15 protein-coding genes are annotated in these 16,549 nt (G+C 53.6%); 8 read left to right on the top strand and 7 right to left on the bottom strand.

All coding sequences use genetic code 11. The annotated features are described in order from the left end of the window. Window positions 1–219 precede the first annotated feature (219 nt). The 3 genes from GA0061070_RS11215 to GA0061070_RS11205 are packed head-to-tail and all read right to left on the bottom strand — an operon-like array spanning window position 220 to window position 3,171. A complete protein-coding gene (locus GA0061070_RS11215) occupies window positions 220–1,734 on the bottom strand; it encodes a tripartite tricarboxylate transporter permease (protein WP_090136167.1) in 1,515 nt (504 codons plus the stop codon). 10 nt (window positions 1,735–1,744) lie between these two features. Then, window positions 1,745–2,179, bottom strand: coding sequence for a tripartite tricarboxylate transporter TctB family protein (locus GA0061070_RS11210; protein ID WP_090136165.1), 435 nt, complete (start codon window positions 2,177–2,179; stop codon window positions 1,745–1,747). Window positions 2,180–2,193: 14 nt separating this feature from the next. Continuing rightward, the gene (locus tag GA0061070_RS11205) at window positions 2,194–3,171 is read right to left on the bottom strand and encodes a Bug family tripartite tricarboxylate transporter substrate binding protein (RefSeq protein WP_090136163.1); all 978 of its coding nucleotides are present in this window, start codon (window positions 3,169–3,171) and stop codon (window positions 2,194–2,196) included. Between the two features lie 152 nt (window positions 3,172–3,323). Between GA0061070_RS11205 and tctD the strand changes: the two genes are divergently transcribed. Both tctD and GA0061070_RS11195 read left to right on the top strand, forming a co-directional pair. After that, on the top strand, window positions 3,324–3,998 hold the full coding sequence (gene tctD / locus GA0061070_RS11200; RefSeq protein ID WP_090136161.1) for a transcriptional regulator TctD: 675 nt from the start codon (window positions 3,324–3,326) through the stop codon (window positions 3,996–3,998). Beyond that, a complete protein-coding gene (locus GA0061070_RS11195; protein ID WP_090136159.1) occupies window positions 3,985–5,412 on the top strand; it encodes a sensor histidine kinase in 1,428 nt (475 codons plus the stop codon). The genes tctD and GA0061070_RS11195 overlap by 14 nt, the downstream gene beginning before the upstream one ends. 109 nt (window positions 5,413–5,521) lie before the next feature. Here GA0061070_RS11195 and GA0061070_RS11190 read toward each other — a convergent pair whose 3' ends face one another. Both GA0061070_RS11190 and GA0061070_RS11185 read right to left on the bottom strand, forming a co-directional pair. Beyond that, complete coding sequence (locus tag GA0061070_RS11190) at window positions 5,522–7,573, bottom strand: TonB-dependent copper receptor (RefSeq protein WP_090136157.1); 2,052 nt, start codon at window positions 7,571–7,573, stop codon at window positions 5,522–5,524. A gap of 82 nt (window positions 7,574–7,655) precedes the next feature. Then, the gene (locus GA0061070_RS11185) at window positions 7,656–8,090 is read right to left on the bottom strand and encodes a DUF2946 domain-containing protein (RefSeq protein ID WP_279616080.1); all 435 of its coding nucleotides are present in this window, start codon (window positions 8,088–8,090) and stop codon (window positions 7,656–7,658) included. Window positions 8,091–8,714: 624 nt separating this feature from the next. Between GA0061070_RS11185 and GA0061070_RS11175 the strand changes: the two genes are divergently transcribed. Both GA0061070_RS11175 and GA0061070_RS11170 read left to right on the top strand, forming a co-directional pair. Then, entirely contained in the window at window positions 8,715–9,803 is a 1,089-nt protein-coding gene (locus tag GA0061070_RS11175; RefSeq protein ID WP_090136152.1) for a YncE family protein, read from the top strand. Between the two features lie 52 nt (window positions 9,804–9,855). Next, window positions 9,856–12,069 (top strand): TonB-dependent receptor, encoded by a 2,214-nt coding sequence (locus GA0061070_RS11170; protein ID WP_090136150.1) that lies wholly within the window; start codon window positions 9,856–9,858, stop codon window positions 12,067–12,069. Here the strand turns inward: GA0061070_RS11170 and GA0061070_RS11165 are convergent. After that, window positions 12,066–12,965, bottom strand: coding sequence for a LysR family transcriptional regulator (locus GA0061070_RS11165; RefSeq protein ID WP_090136259.1), 900 nt, complete (start codon window positions 12,963–12,965; stop codon window positions 12,066–12,068). The two genes, GA0061070_RS11170 and GA0061070_RS11165, sit on opposite strands and share 4 nt — an antisense overlap. A gap of 96 nt (window positions 12,966–13,061) precedes the next feature. Here GA0061070_RS11165 and GA0061070_RS11160 point away from each other — a divergent pair, with 96 nt between their 5' ends. Further along, complete coding sequence (locus GA0061070_RS11160; protein WP_090136148.1) at window positions 13,062–13,586, top strand: GNAT family N-acetyltransferase; 525 nt, start codon at window positions 13,062–13,064, stop codon at window positions 13,584–13,586. A gap of 186 nt (window positions 13,587–13,772) precedes the next feature. Beyond that, window positions 13,773–14,033 carry a DUF2534 family protein gene (locus GA0061070_RS11155; RefSeq protein WP_090136146.1) on the top strand — a complete coding sequence of 87 codons (261 nt, stop codon included), beginning with the start codon at window positions 13,773–13,775 and terminating at the stop codon, window positions 14,031–14,033. A 96-nt stretch (window positions 14,034–14,129) separates the two neighbouring features. Here the strand turns inward: GA0061070_RS11155 and GA0061070_RS11150 are convergent, their stop codons facing one another. Next, complete coding sequence (locus GA0061070_RS11150; RefSeq protein ID WP_090136144.1) at window positions 14,130–14,516, bottom strand: VOC family protein; 387 nt, start codon at window positions 14,514–14,516, stop codon at window positions 14,130–14,132. A gap of 145 nt (window positions 14,517–14,661) precedes the next feature. Between GA0061070_RS11150 and pheP the strand changes: the two genes are divergently transcribed. Beyond that, window positions 14,662–16,059: a phenylalanine transporter gene (pheP, locus tag GA0061070_RS11145; RefSeq protein ID WP_090136142.1), complete on the top strand. Its 1,398-nt coding sequence runs from the start codon at window positions 14,662–14,664 to the stop codon at window positions 16,057–16,059. Window positions 16,060–16,292: 233 nt separating this feature from the next. Further along, window positions 16,293–16,549 (top strand): transposase domain-containing protein (locus GA0061070_RS11140; protein WP_208598156.1); only part of this gene is annotated, 257 nt, incomplete at its 3' end.

The raw sequence follows: 16,549 nt of genomic DNA, 5'->3' as shown, positions 1-16,549 counted from the left end.
CGCCTGGCGGCATGGAGGCGTCAGCAGATGGTGAACGGAGTGGATTCAGGGCGCTACCTCCACCATGTCCTTGACGTCACCGCAGACTGACCGACAAACCGGGTCAGTGAACTGCTGTCATGGCGGGTCGCACTGCCTGCCGACTACCCCGACCTCATCAATACGCTTCACACTGTACGCTTACCGATGGTGCTGAAGGCCGGATATATATCCGTATGACTAACCAACATCCACTTGTGGTTTGCTGCTGCATTTGCGAATCATGCGCAGCACCGGTGGGATCACAATCACTAGAGCCGCCATAATCAGCAGCACTTTCGCCACGCCGCTGGCCCACAGAATATCCATATTACCGTTACTGATCGACAGTGCCCGGCGCAAGTTTTGCTCCAGCATTTCCCCGAGTACAAAACCGAGAATCAATGGCGACATTGGGAAGTGCATTTTACGCAGAATATAGCCCAGTACGCCGAGGGCGATCATCAACACCAGATCGAAAGTGGTGCTGTGCACGGCATATACGCCTACCGCGGAAACTGCCGCAATGGCCGGTACCAAAAACCACAGCGGAATGGTCAGCATACGTGTAAACAGGCCGATCAGCGGGATATTCATGACCAGCAGCATTACGTTAGCAATCAGCAGCGCCGCAATCAGTCCCCAAACAATATCCGGCTGTTCGGTGAACATTGCTGGACCTGGCGTGATGTTGTACAGAGTCAGTGCCCCCATCATCACCGCCGTTGTTCCGGAACCTGGCACGCCAAGCGTTAGCATCGGAATAAAAGAGCTACAGGCTGAGGCATTGTTAGCGGCCTCTGGTGCCGCCACACCACGAATATTGCCCTTACCGAAGCTGTCGCTGTTGCCGCTGAGTTTTTTCTCGGTCATGTAGGTGATAGCGCTGGCAATGGTAGCGCCAGCACCGGGCAGGACACCGACGAAAAAGCCAACCACCGATGAACGCAGGATTGCGCCCACGCACTGCGCGCCTTCTTTGGCGTTGAAAAGCATGCGGCCCGTTTTACGCACCAGCGTCTGGCCACTGCTGGTATGTTCCAGCATTAACAGTATTTCAGAGACAGAGAACAGCCCAATCACTACCACGATAAACTGCACACAGTCGGAGAGATGGACGCTGTCAAAGGTAAAGCGATAAACCCCGGTATTGGCGTCTACACCGACGGTCGCAAGGCCGAGACCGATCAGCGCTGCCAGAAATGATTTCAGCGGATTTTGTGCCATCATGCTGCCAAGGCAGGCAATGGCGAAGACCATTAAGGCAAAGTATTCAGCCGGGCCGAAGGCCAGCGACCATTGGGCTAACGCAGGGGCGAACAGAATGATGCCGCCGATAGCAATAAGCGAACCAAAGAAAGAGCTGACCGCCGAGATAGAAAGTGCTACGCCGCCGCGGCCTTGCTGCGCCATCGGGTAGCCATCCAGCGCGGTCATAATCGCCGCCGCATCGCCGGGAACATTCAGCAGAATAGAGGAGATACGCCCACCGTATTCACAACCAATGTAGACCGTAGCTAATAGGATCAGCGCAGATTCTGCGGGCAGATGCAAAGCGAAGGCCAGCGGCAGCAGGATCGCCACTCCGTTGATGGGCCCAAGGCCAGGCAACAGCCCGACAATGGTACCGACAAAACAGCCAATCAGGGCGATGACCAGGTTTTCCGGCGTCATTGCCACCGCGAAACCCTGAGAAAGATAAATCCAGGTATCCATCGTTTCTCCGTTAACCCAGCAAGGTACCGAGCGGTAAGGTGACGTCAAGCAGTCGGTCAAAGGCATACCACAATAGAATGCCGAGCACCGCGCCGGAAATACCCGCAGCCGGAATGGTTGCGCCGAACAACATGCCAATCACCACGGTGAGAATGGCGGTGGCGATGGGAAAACCGAGCCATTCGAAACCCCATGCGTACATTAATAGAACAATCACCATCGCGAGCAGTTTTTGCAGCACGTGGCGGCGCGGCCAACTAATGGTGTCGGGATGGCGCAGCAACAGTGCCACAGCGCATACCAGCATCAGGCTGATAATGCCAAGCGGAAAGGGACGTGGCCCAACTGGCTCATAGCTGTATTCGCTGGTGATTTGCCAGGCCACGAATAGTCCGGCTATACAGAGCAACAACCAGATACCTGCAAAAATACGATCGCTCATCATCTTTGTCTCTGCGCTTATTTCGCCAGACCAAAGGCTTTCGCCTGCTCACGATAATCTGTGACTTGCTTCTTCACGTACTCATCGAGTTGCTTCCCGCTCATGTTGAACTCAAACAGGCCGCGCATATTGCGCTGCTTTTTAAACTCATCGGTCTGCTGGAGTTTGTTAAAGGCATCAACCCACCATTGATACTCGGCGTCGCTGACTTTTGGTCCAACGTAGAAGCCACGAATGATGGGCCACACAAGGTCATAACCCTGTTCTTTGGCGGTTGGCACGTTGGCTAGCTGGCCCGGCAGACGTTCATCAGAGAACACTGCAAGCACGCGGATTTTGTCGCCGCTGAGATACGGCATCATCTCACTGAGATCGCCGGACACTACCTGCACGTGATTACCCATCAGCGCGGTGATCGGTTCACCGCCACCCTCAAAGGCCACATAGCGCATCTTGTGGGGATCGACGTTGGCTTTTTGCGCCAGCAGCGCTGACTTCATCCAGTCCTGGCTACCGATGGATGCACCAGCGCCAATAACCACGCTGTTGGGATCTTTCTCCATCGCCGTCAGCAGATCTTTCAGCGTTTTCCACGGTGAGTCCTGGCGTACGGCAATCATGCCATAGTCGGTGCCCACGCTTGCTAGCCAGCGGACATCATCAACGCCATAACGACCAAATTTTCCTTGTGACAGATTCAGCAGCGATCCGCCAGAGAATGCCACTACTGTGCCCGCTTCCGCCGGACGTTGCGCAACGATCGCGTTATAAGCTACGGCACCAACGCCGCCGGGCATGTAGGTTACGCGCATCGGTTTTTCGATTGCGCCGGTTTCCATCATGCTCACCTGAATTAGTTTACAGGTGAGATCGAAACCACCGCCGGGTTTAGCAGGAGCGATACATTCAGTGCGCGACGGTGCTTGTTCCGCCAGAACAGAGGTACTCATCAGTAAAATGCTTGCAGCAAGGGTACGAAGTAACTCTTTTTTCATTGTTTTCCTCACGCCGGATAACCGGATTTTCGGGTACGGAAGAAGATTTTTGTGATTATGTGTGCCGATGTGTAGTAGTTCGGTTGCATGATTGTTAAAACATTAACCTTTCAATTCCCTTTCAACGCGGCAGAAACTTTACAGGATGTGATATGCGTCTCTTATTAGCAGAAGATAATCGTGAGTTAGCTCACTGGCTGGAGAAAGCGCTGGTGCAAAACGGTTTTGCCGTCGACTGCGTTTTTGATGGTCTGGCGGCCGACCATCTTTTGCACAGCGAAACCTACGCGCTGGCGGTGCTGGACATCAACATGCCAGGGCTGGATGGTCTTGAAGTTGTGCAGCGGCTACGCAAGCGTGAGCAGTCGCTCCCTGTTCTGCTGCTGACGGCACGCAGCGCGGTGGCCGATCGGGTGAAGGGATTGAACGTCGGTGCTGATGATTATCTGGCAAAACCGTTTGAAATTGAGGAATTGAATGCCCGGCTTCGGGCCTTGCTACGGCGTAGCGCGGGACTGGTGCAAGGTATACAGCAACTGGGCGAACTGGCATTTCACGATGAAGGTTATTTTCTGTTGCAAGGACAAATGCTGGCGCTTACGCCGCGCGAACAGGCATTGCTGACGGTGCTGATGTACCGTCGATTACGCCCGGTTTCGCGTCAGCAGTTGTTTGAACAGGTCTTCAGTCTAAGCGATGAGGTTAATCCCGAAAGCATTGAGCTGTATATCCATCGCCTGCGTAAAAAGCTACAGGGAAGCGATGTGCGTATCGCCACGCTGCGCGGTCTGGGCTACGTGCTGGAGCGTAGCGATGAAGTGGGCTAAACCCCAGTCGTTATACCTGCAACTGCTGATGTTTCTGGGATTACCGCTCCTCTTGCTGTGGGGGCTGTCGGCGTTTAACAGTTATGTTAGCGCACTGCAGGCGGCGACGCAGGCATATGACCGGACGCTGCTGTCGTCCGCCAGGACCGTTTCTGAGCGGCTGGTCGTGCGCAATAAACAGTTGGAGGTGAATGTGCCATGGGTGGTGTTGGACAGCTTTGAACTGAATATGAATGACAGGCTCTATTACAAGGTAGTCGATCCGGTCGGGAAGGTCATCTCCGGTTATGACGATTTACCTGCGATGCCGTCTGCAACCTCGCGTACGCGGTTTTATCCGGCGCTAGCATGGTTTTATCACACCGAATATCGTGGAGAGGCCATCCGTGTGGTGCGCCTGCTCCAGCCAGTCAACGAGGGCGGAATTGTCGGCATGGCGGAGATTTATGTCGCCGAAACGCTGCAATCGAGACGTTATCTGGCGCAACAACTGCTGTTTTCCTCGTGGATTTCACAAGGGCTGCTGGTGCTGCTCACGCTGGTACTGGTCGGTTGGCTGCTGCGGCGGGTGCTACGCCCAATGCGCCAATTGTCATCGCTGATGGTGCGTCGGGAGCCGGGGCTGCTGACGCCGCTGCCGGAACTGCTGCCGTGGTCGGAAACCCGGCTGTTGATTGTGGCATTCAACCGTTATCTGGACCGACTTCGCGGGCTTATCTCTCGTCAGGAGCGCTTCAGTGCAGATGCTTCCCATCAGCTTAAAACGCCGCTAGCGGTGCTAAAAACCCAGGCTGCCGTGGCTCTCGTCAGTCAGCAACCACAGCAGTGGTATGAGAGTCTGCAAGCCATGAGTACTACGCTGGATAACACCATTCAACTAACGGAAAGGTTGTTACAGCTTTCTGCCGTCAAGCGCAAAGAGCAGGGGGAAAGGCACTTATCGCTCGTTAATATGTTTGAGGTGGTGCAAACCAGCTGTTTTACTCGCCTGACTCAGGCCCGCAGTAAAGCTATCGATCTGGGTTATGAAGGGGAACAGGATGCGCTGTGGATTGAAGGCGATGAAGTCCTGCTCGGCGAACTGTGCGGGAATCTGCTGGATAATGCGCTGAAATATACGCCTGGTCATGGCGTAGTGACTGCCCGGTTGCGGCGAGAAGGGGAGGCCGTCGTGCTGGTGGTTGAGGATAGCGGTCCCGGCATCGATGACCAGATGGTATATCAGGCGCTGCAACCGTTTCATCGCCTTGATAATGTCGGCAATGTCCCAGGTGCTGGAATCGGTCTGGCGCTGGTCAATGATATTGCGCGTCTGCACCGCACGCATCCACAGTTATCACGAAGTGAAACATTAGGCGGGCTAAGCGTTCGACTCCGGTTTTGTGCCATCGGTGTGAAGAACAGGACGATCTGAATCGTCCTGTTCCTGTAATTTAAACGTTACCGTCGCATTGACAGAAATATTAAATGTGTCCTCATATCATTTGAATCTCTTCAGCCCAGCTCAATGAGCCGGGAGACTTTCAGAAGGTGACGTTAACTTTTCCCCAGAATGTTCTTCCGGGTTCGTTTACTGACGTATTGGCGGAATAGCCGAAGCTGCTGTTGCCTGCCAGATTCAGGTGCTCGCTGTAGGCTTTGTCGAACAGGTTGTCGATACCTGCACTGACCTTGATATACTTATTCACTCTATATGCGGCGTTAGCAGAGAAAATGGCGAATCCTGGGCTGCTGTCAAAATCTTTGCCGACAACATTGCCTTCATTAATGGCAATCCGATGCTGGCTGCTGACCAGGCGCAGCAGACCCGTACTGCTCCAGTCACCTTTTTCCCATGTCAGAGCCAGTCGCGCTTCAAGCGGTGGAATTTGCGGCAGCGGTTGATGGTCGTCAGTATTTTTTCCCCATGAATAAGCCAGACTGGCATCCGTTTTCCAGCTATCACTTAATTGATAACTCAGGCCTGCTTCACCACCCATTATCGTGGCATTCACGTTATCCACCTGACTGATGTATGCATTATTAGGATTGTAACGGAAAAGGATAAAATCGTTTACACGACCGATGTAGACTGACATCCAGCTTTCCAGGCGTTTACCTTTGTATTGTGCGCCAATATCAATCTGGGTAGTTTTTTCCGTTTTGACTTTATCAAAAGCATCCGTTGATCCGTCTGGTCCATAGGTTGGAGAGAAAAGCTCCCAATAGTCAGGGAAACGCTCTGTATAGCCGATACCTGCATAAAACATTACCGGCATCTCAGCCAGATTATGTTCGAAGCGTACAAAGCCAGCGGGGAGCGTGTCGGTACGCTCAGAGGAACCGATATCTGTGAAATTATCGACCAGAACCCGGTCAAGGCGTGCACCGCTAACTACTTTACTGAGATCCGTAGCATTCCAGGTAAGTTCACTGAAAAGACCATAATCGTGGAAGCGAGCGTCTTTCATCCATCCGCCTTCACCTTTGCTGCGGTGCGTATTCAACTGTGTATCTGCGCCACTTCTTAGCTCAAAGTCAGACCAGTTCCAGGTTCCCATCATCCGTCCGCCAACGGTGCGTCTGTCGAGCTCCATCGCCATTGGCATCGCCATGCTCATTGAAGAACCCGAATTCATCGAGTCGTGCATACCCCCCGTCATTCCTTTCGCCATACCAGTGTCCGGCGAGCGCAGAGAATAGTTGTCCATAATGTGATCGGCGTAGTTATAATAAACATTGGCCTCAAACTTATTAAACACGTCACTAATGTTAGATTTCTCAAAACGAGCACCGAGGCTTTCACGTTTAAACTGGGACCCATCCATACTGCGCCCGGCATAACGTGCCTCACCGTCGCCTTTCCCGGCAGTCAGTTCCAGCAGCGTATCTTTGTCCGGTGTCCAGCCCAGCGCCACATCACCATTCCACTTATCCCATTTCGAAGGAACACGATCGCCATTGCCATCCTTATAGTCATTGGAACGTGATTTGTTACCAATCAGTCGCAGATACCCGTCTTCACTACCAAGGCTGATATCGGCATTTTCATCCCAGCGGTTGTTGGATGCGGCAAGCAGGCTGGCCGATCCCTGAATACCGGGTTTATCAAAACGCGGCTGCTCTCGATCAAAACGGATAGTTCCAGCCGAATTACCCGGCCCCCAGAGTACGGTTTCAGGCCCTTTTATCAGCGTCAGGAGATCAAAACTCTCTGGAGATATATAGGAGCCTGGCGCATCCATTCGCGCAGGGCATGCACCCAGCATCTCGCCATTATTCGTTAAAAGACGAAGCCGTGAGCCGAACATGCCGCGAAATACAGGATCGCCGTTAGTGCCGCCATTACGAATCTGTGAGAATCCGGGAATGGTTTTCAAATAGTCAGATCCATCACTGGCCGGTACAGGCTGTCGTGGTGTTTTGAGTGAAGTAACAACCTTCAGCGGAGAGGAGACCGGTGCAATGACGATTATGACTGGGTCATCCTGCATTTGCATGTGGTTGTGCTGTTCTTCAGCTACTGCGGTATTAGCCAGTAGTGACATAAGCAACAGAGATGTGAGCGGAGTGCGCACAAAGTGGTGTTTTTTCATTATAAGCCTTACTGTTTTCTGGCATGAGTCAACTTGGCTCATCCGTGGATAAACCAGCATTACGCAAATTTTTTATAAATATTCAGATTGCGGCGAGAGAAACAGCAGGGGGAGCGCGTGCGTGTTGAGAAGCCCAGGTGCGGAAAGCGGGAAGGAAGACAGTACGCGGTACGGGTATGCACTGAACACACAACAGTAGCAGCCATAGCAGAACCGTCAACATAAACAAAACAAATGGCAAATGGATCAGGAGTTGGCAATAGCCGCAGGCTATCTCCTCCATAGGTGACATGGCTTGCCCGGATATCATCCGGTGATCCATACCTGACATCGTTTGGCAAGGTTCTGCCATCATCATACTGTGATGCATATCAGACATGTTCATCGCTGTGACATCATGTTCACAGGCTGTTCGGTGAGAAATCGACTTCGAGATTACTGGCGCAACAAACAGCATGGCAACCGAGAAGAGTGCCAGCCATGCTGCAATATAATTACTGGAAATACGCCGGGACAAAATGTTACCGCTTATCGATTGTTTTGATGCAAGTGTATCTGATTTGGAGTTTAAATGTTACAAATGGTAAGGATAAAGTGCAGGAAAAGGCCAAAATTGCGAAGAGAGTCGCAGTCGTAGCACTTTTTTCTTCGCACAAAAAATATCTGCATTTCTAGTACCTTTTCACAACAGTAAGCCACGCGACGGAGGAGCGTAGTCAATGCCTTCGGCCGCACGGATATCCACCCCATCAGCCAACGATAACTTTGAGCATGAGATAGCGTTCTCATGTGAGAACTGAAGGGATCAATATTTCCATGCCGACCCAACTGAAATCCAGAAGTTGCTTCCTGGCAGTATAAAAAAATAGGTTTAACGCAGGATATTTCCCGCTTTCCAGGCGGACCTCTGACATGAGTTCTTGCCTAAATAAGAAGAATGAGTATAGTTCTCATTCTCTTTAGTGTTTGTTGGCGCGGTACGGCGTTTTTCCGCAAAAACAGTAGGCGTAAACGCTTACAGGGGCACAAAAAAGAAGTGGTGAGCTGCGCCGGGCAAAACTGCCTTCATCAAAAAAGTACGCCTCTGAGCGTAACGCACTGGCCCGCCTGTTGATGACATTAACGGTAAAGGATCTTTCCGATGACGATGAAAACCCCTGCGCTGGTGCTGCTGGCAACCCTGGTACTGGCCGGATGCAGCGCTCGGCACACCACATCGGCACAACCTGCCGCTGAAACGCCAAAAACTGCTGCTGCGGCATTACCGGCGAATGTACTAAAACGCGATCTGGCGAGCGGCTTGTATGAAATGGCGCTCAGCCCACAGGGTGATGCACTGTACGTTTCCAGCGCTGAAGGTTTTAAAGATGTGCAGGGCGGTGTGGTTTACAAACTGGATCCTGCGACGCTGAAAACCCTCGGTTCCACTCATACCGATCTGAAAAACTTCGGTATGACGATCTCCCCGGATGGCAAAACGGTTTACGTTACCCACTCCCTTGATGGCGGCATCAGCGCTATCGACACCCGGAATGGCAAAGTGCTGGCCCGCACGCTGTTCCCGGAACGCAATGAGAAAGGCCTGCCGTACGGTGCGCGTGAAATCCTGCTGCACAACGATGTGCTGTATGTTGGCGCGGTAGCCGATCCGGCGCTGGTGTGGGTGATTGACGCCAGAACGTTGAAAGTGAAAGCACGGATAAAAAATGCCGGAAAATGGGTCACGGGCCTGCACTGGTCTGAGCAAACTCAGCGCCTGTATGTGGCGAATGGCGGCGGCGAAATTCTGGTCGTTAACCCGCACAATAACCGCATTGAACAACGCTGGAAACCGCTCGGCGATAAACCAGCGTTGCTGCTGAACATTGCTGAAGACAGCGAGACCGGCTATTTGTTCGTCACCGACAACTCAAAGGCTAAAACCACGCTGGTGCTGGATATCCACAGCGGCAAGGTACTGAAACAACTCGATCTGGGCGGTTCGCTGGCGGTGAAATTCAACCCGAAACGCCACGAAATCTACCTTACCCAGCGTGAAGCAGGAAAAGTGTTGAGCCTCGATGCCACCAGCCTTGCGGTGAAACAGAGCTGGGATCTGCCGCCGAACCCGAACAGCCTGCTGCTCTCTGCCGACGGCCAGACGCTGTTTGTCACCGTCAAACAGCCATTTAACAAAGATCACTCTACTAACGGGCCGGACAGCGTCGTCCGCATCGCCCTTAATCCGTAATCAACCCTGGCCCGGAAACGGGCCGTTTTTCCATACACTTCGATATGAGTCGATGATGAATAACAGCAAAACGATCCCCCCTTCTTTGCGCAAGACGTTACTTGCGCTGGCCATTGGTACGGCGGCGCAATCAGCACATGCCGCGACGGAAAATGCCAACACCAGCCAAACGAAAGACGACACCATTGTGGTGCAGTCGACCAGCAGCAGCGACTTCAAACCGGGCGGGGATGCGCTGGTTCCGGCATATCTGGATGGTCAAGTCGCGTACGGCGGTCGCCTTGGGATGATGGGCGAACAGAAGGCGATGGATGTGCCGTTTAACGTGATCGGCTACACCTCGAAGTTAGTGCAGGATCAGCAGGCGAAAACCATTGCCGATGTAGTCAGTAATGATGCGGGCGTGCAGGTCGGGCAGGGTTACGGCAACATGGCGGAAACCTACCGTATTCGCGGTTTCGAGCTGGATGGCGACGATATGCTGATGGGCGGTCTGGCCGGTATTGTGCCGCGCCAGGTGGTGGATACCCAGATGCTCGAACGCGTGGAAGTGTTTAAAGGTGCCAATGCTCTGATGAATGGCGCGGCGTCTTCCGGCGTCGGCGGAATGATTAACCTGGAACCGAAACATGCCGATGATACGCCGTTGACGCGCGTTGGCGTCGATTACTCCTCGCGTTCACAGCTTGGTGGTTCGCTGGACGTGGGCCGTCGCTATGGCGATAACAATCAGTTCGGCGTGCGCGTTAACCTGTTGCACCGTGAAGGCGAAGCCACCGTTGAGGATGACAATCGTCGTACTACCGCCGCGTCGATTGGCCTGGATTATCGCAGCGATCGCTTCCGCAGTTCGCTGGATCTTGGCTATCAGAAAAAGACCTTTCACGGTGGCTCGATGGGCGTGAACATCAGTGCCGTGGACTTTGTGCCGCACGTTCCGGATAACACTAAAAACTACAGCCAGCAGTGGGCGTACAGCAATATCGAAAACGAATTTGGCCTGGCGCGCGCGGAATATGATTTGACCGATGTCTGGACGGCATATGCGGCGTTTGGTGGCCAGCACTCTCATGAAGAGGGGATTTACGGCGCGCCGAAAGTGAATGATGAGCAGGGGGATGCGACGATTGGCCGCCTCGATACTAACCGTATCAGCGACTCCTGGAGCGGCATGGCCGGGCTGCGCGGTAACTTTGATACCGGCTTTGTGTCACACAAAGTGAACGTGGGCTATTCGGCCAACATCAAGCAGGACAAGGTGGCGTGGCGTATGTCGGCTGCGGCGGATAACCCGGCAGTGAACATCTACGATAACTCGTCGGTTGCTATGCCCGATTACAGCTACATCGGCGGCAATTACAGTGATCCACTGACCACTGGCCGCACCCGTGCACAGGGTTGGCTGCTGAGCGATACACTGGGCGTTCTGAACGACACCGTGTTGTTCACGGCGGGCGCGCGTTATCAGAAAGTGTGGGTTCACAGCTACAGCAATGCGACGGGCGCAGAAGATGACACCGCTCGCTTTATCCAGGATCGCTGGATGCCGACTTATGGCATCGTTTATAAGCCGTGGGAAGTGGTCTCTTTCTATGCGAACCATACCGAAGCGCTGCAACCGGGCAGCACCGCACCGGAAGGCGCCGCTAACCAGTATCAGACCACCGGGATTGCACACTCGAAACAGAATGAAGTCGGTGTGAAAACGGACTTTGGCCGTGTGGGCGGAACGCTGTCGCTATTTGAAATTAAGAAACCGACCGCCATTCAGAACAGCGATACCAATATCTATGCGCTGAACGGTGAGCAGCGTAACCGCGGCGTTGAGTTGAATCTGTTTGGCGAACCGACGCTGGGTCTGCGCCTGAATGGCAGCGCCACCTGGATTGATGCCGAACTGACCAAAACCGAAGATGGCATTAACCAGGGGAACCGGCCTGTTGGCGTGGCGCGCTTCTACGGCGTGCTGGGCGCGGAATACGACATCAAACCGGTTGAGGGGCTGACGGCAACGGCAAGAATCAACCATACCGGTTCGCAATGTGCGAATAACGCTAATACCAAAAAACTCGATAGCTACACGACGCTGGATCTGGGGGTACGTTACCGTATGAACCTCAATCAGGATAAAAACGAGATGGTCTGGCGTGTCGGCGTGGATAACGTCACCAATGAGAAATACTGGGCCAGCGTCGAAGACAACGGCACTTATATCTATCAGGGGGAAGCGCGGAAGTTGAAAGTCTCCATGAGCTACGACTTCTAAGCATCAATTTCACCGGCGGGTGTCTTGCCCGCCTGTTTCAGGCTATTCAGCACTGCTTTCATGCCGCGATTGACCACTTTGTCCTGACGCATCACCAGCGCTAGTGTGCGCTGCAACGGCGGTTGTAGTGCCTGTACGCGCAACCCCCGTTTATCCTCATCAGCCTGCACGGCGACTTCGGGCACAAGGCTGTAACCGAGACCGGCGCGCACCATACGTTTGATAGCTTCAATGCTGCCAAGCTCCATCACTGGCGTGACGGCAGCGGTTAGCCAGCCGTCTATCAACTGACGGGTACTGCTGCCGGACTCAAAAACAATCAGCGGTAAGGCCTGCAATACCGCAGGCGTAGCATCGGGCAGCGCAGGCGAGCGGCTGGCGCTGATGGTGACAAAGTCTTCGTGAAACAGCGGTGAAATGTCAAGATTGCGTCCGTTCACGGGCAGCGTCACCAGACCAATATCGATACGATTCTCTTCTACTGCACGCACAATATCCGTGGTATTGCCGGTGCGTACACCAACGGTAAGTAACGGAAAGTCTTCGCGCAGTTGTTGCAGTACAGGCGGCAACAGATGAATGCAAGTGGTTGCGCCAGTACCGAGCGTGACGCTGCCGCTTATCTCCTGCTGGTGCTGCGCGACAGACTGCACGGCGGCGCTGACCGCGTTTTCGATTTCTGCACAGTGGGCGAGAAAAGTTTTTCCGGCGGCGGTCGGTCGCAAGCTGCGCCCGGTGCGCTCAATCAGTCGCGTCTGTAGCACCTGCTCAAGCTGGCGGATTTGCAGGCTGACCGCCGGTTGCGAAATACCCAGTACTTCTGCCGCAGCGGTGAAGCTCCCCCGTGCGATTACCAGCTTGTAGGTCGCCAACTGGTCGAGGCTAAATTGCGCCATGGCAAAGTTTTCCTTATCGCGGTTATAAGCGCCGCCCGGTGCCTGTTTTGCCGCGCGGCAGATAACCTGTGCGAAAGCGAGAACAGAGGACGGATGATGGAAATTATTGAGGCAGAAGAACAACATCTGCGCGCGATTACGCAGATATATGCTTACCACGTGACGCAGGGGAACGCCACTTTTGAGACCGAAGCGCCAGATATCGACGAGATGCGAGCAAGGCTTAAGAAAATCCGCCTTGCCGGGCTGCCGTGGTTTGTGGCCGTGCAGGATGGTGAGGTTCGGGGATATTGCTATCTCTCCCGCTACCGTGAGCGCCGCGCTTACCAGTATACGCTGGAGGATTCCATCTACGTTGATAAGACGTTTTGTCGCCAGGGCGCAGGCAAAGCGCTGCTTGCCCGCGCGGTGGCATGGGCCGAAACACAGGGCTATCGGCAACTGATTGCCAACGTCGGCAACAGTGAAAACGAAGGTTCGTTACGGCTACACAGCCGCGCCGGATTTGTGATAATCGGCACGCTCAAAAGTGTGGGTATGAAGCACGGGCGCTGGCTGGATACAGTGCTGATGCAGCGCCCGTTGGGGGAAGGGGATTTCACATTGCCACAGGCCAGTTAAGTGCGGCGCAGCGTGGGTGAAATTCGCCAGCGTATCATTATCGACTCGCTCCAGCCCCTACAGAATGCTGCAAAAAACGGACGAAAATGTCGTCAATGTCAGCCGTTTTATGTAAGTTCTCACAACAATTCGACAGCAGATCGGTTACACTCACAGCACAGAAAAACCACATGGCAGGAGGTTTATATGCTGGAAAAACTGCGTACCCGCGAGGGGAAAAAATTCATCACCGCGGTGGTGATTGTGTTTCTGATTGCCGTCAGCGTGATCTCGAAAGCCGCTTTCGAGGGCGTGGAAGAGCAGTACAATCTGCCGATGGAAACGTGGACCGCCTCGATGTTTATCATCCAGGGCGCCTGGGTGGCGATTTACAGCCTGATGTTTACCATTATTGGCTCGCTGCCTTTTGGCTTTTACTTCCTCGGCCCGAAAGACGACAAAGGCTAACGCTTCTCGCCCTGGCGCGCGTGCCGGGGTGTGGTTTTGCGGTGGATGCCTCGGAAGTGTGCAACCTGGGGCGCAGCGCCAACGTCGTTGCCCGCGTTATTCGGCGACCAGTTCGATGCGGTTGCTGTCCGGATCGAGGATCACCGCTTCATAAAAACCATCGCCAGTCCATCTTGCCGGGCTGGCGAGTTTATTCTGCTGGCGCGCTTTTTCTGCCATCGCATCTACGGTTTCGACGCTGCCAACGGTAATAGCGATATGCGCCCAGCCGACAAACTCCGGGTTTGCTGGCGCATCGGTCAGTTCCGGCAGCGTCATCAGTTCAATCGTCGGACCATCCTTTAGCGAGATAAAGTACGAGGCAAAACCCGTGCGATTTTTACTGACATATTTTTCATTACTGGTGGCGGAAAAAAACTCGCGCCAGAACGTTCGCTGAGCGTCGAGGTTACGCGTCCAGAGCGCGACGTGGGTGATTTTCATTGTTATCTCCTTGAACGGGTGTAGTGGTACGCATTGATAATATGACGGTTCGCGTTGTTTATCCTTCCTCTCTTTCCATTTCTTGCCAGCCCTGACCTGAGATGTTAAAAGGTGCCCCTTCTATAAAACCAGAAAGGGGAAGGACGTGAAAAACGCGTCACAGGAAGCGGGTAAGGTAACCGATGCCGGGCCGGAAAAAGGGCCGACACTACAACGGGGATTAAAAAACCGTCATATTCAGTTAATTGCGCTGGGCGGTGCAATTGGTACCGGGTTGTTCCTTGGTATCGGCCCGGCGATTCAAATGGCCGGGCCAGCCGTGCTGCTGGGTTACGGTATCGCCGGGATTATCGCTTTCCTGATTATGCGCCAGCTTGGTGAAATGGTAGTAGAAGAGCCAGTTTCCGGTTCTTTTTCTCATTTTGCCTATAAATACTGGGGCCCATTTGCCGGTTTCCTTTCTGGCTGGAACTACTGGGCAATGTTTGTGCTGGTGGGCATGGCCGAGCTGACCGCCGCCGGAATTTATATGCAGTACTGGTTCCCGCATGTGCCGACCTGGATTTGGGCTGCTGCGTTTTTTGTCATTATCAACGCCGTCAACCTGGTGAACGTGCGCCTGTATGGCGAAACCGAGTTCTGGTTTGCGCTTATCAAAGTGATTGCCATTATAGGCATGATCGCTTTTGGCCTGTGGATGCTGTTTACTGGCCACGGCGGCGAACGCGCCAGCTTCGATAATCTTTGGCGTTACAACGGTTTTTTCGCGACCGGCTGGCATGGGCTTATTCTTGCACTGGCGGTAATTATGTTCTCTTTCGGCGGTCTGGAGCTGATTGGCATCACCGCCGCCGAAGCCAGCGAGCCGCATACCACCATTCCGAAAGCGGTAAATCAGGTGGTGTACCGCATTTTGCTGTTCTATATCGGTTCGCTGGTGGTGCTGTTGGCGCTTTATCCGTGGATTGATGTCAAAGCCAATAGCAGCCCGTTTGTGATGATTTTCCATGATCTGGACAGCAATCTGGTCGCTTCAGCGCTGAATTTCGTGATTCTGGTGGCTTCGCTGTCGGTATATAACAGCGGAGTTTATTCCAACAGCCGTATGCTGTTTGGCCTCTCTGTGCAGGGTAATGCGCCTGCGTTTCTGACCCATGTCAGCCGTCGCGGCGTGCCGATTAACTCGCTGTTTCTGTCGGCGGCCATCACGTCGCTGGTGGTGTTGGTGAACTATCTGCTGCCGCAAAAAGCGTTCGGTATGCTGATGGCGCTGGTGGTAGCGACACTGTTGCTGAACTGGATCATGATTTCGCTGGCGCACCTGAAGTTTCGCGCCGCGATGCGCCGTAAAGGGCGCGATCCGCAGTTCAAAGCGCTGATCTTCCCTGCGGGCAACTATCTGTGCATCGGTTTTATGCTGATGATCCTCGTGTTGATGTACACCATGGAAGATATGCGCCTGTCAGCCGTACTGCTGCCAGCGTGGGTTGTATTTCTGTTCGTGGCTTTCAAGCTGCTGCGTCGCGCACCTCAGCGCGCGTAATTCTGCTCTCTTCCCGCCGGATCCGGCGGGAATCTACTCAGCTGTCCACGAGCTTGCTGAATTCCTGTGATCACTCTGACGTAATATTTCTCGCGCCATCGCCTGATATTTCGGGCATGATAACGAAAAATATCGTCAGCTTTCCGTGCTAATGCCGATCAGTTAAGGATCAGTTGACCGATCCAGTGGCTGTGTAAGAATCCGGAAACGCTCACTCGTTTCCGGATTTTTTTATGTACATTGGACAGGCCCTTGATTTGGTATCCCGTTACGATTCTCTGCGTAACCCACTGACTTCTCTGGGGGATTACCTCGACCCCGAACTCATCTCTCGTTGCCTTGCCGAATCAGGTACAGTAACGCTACGCAAGCGCCGTCTTCCCCTCGAAATGATGGTCTGGTGTATTGTTGGCATGGCGCTTGAGCGTAAAGAACCTCTTCACCAGATTGTGAATCGCCTGGACATCATGCTGCCGGGCAATCGCCCCTT

Origin of the sequence: Kosakonia oryziphila, from assembly GCF_900094795.1 — a bacterium.
In the GTDB taxonomy this organism is placed as follows: domain Bacteria; phylum Pseudomonadota; class Gammaproteobacteria; order Enterobacterales; family Enterobacteriaceae; genus Kosakonia; species Kosakonia oryziphila.
Note: the sequence above shows the minus strand (reverse complement) of the source record. Positions and strands in the feature narration are given on the sequence as shown.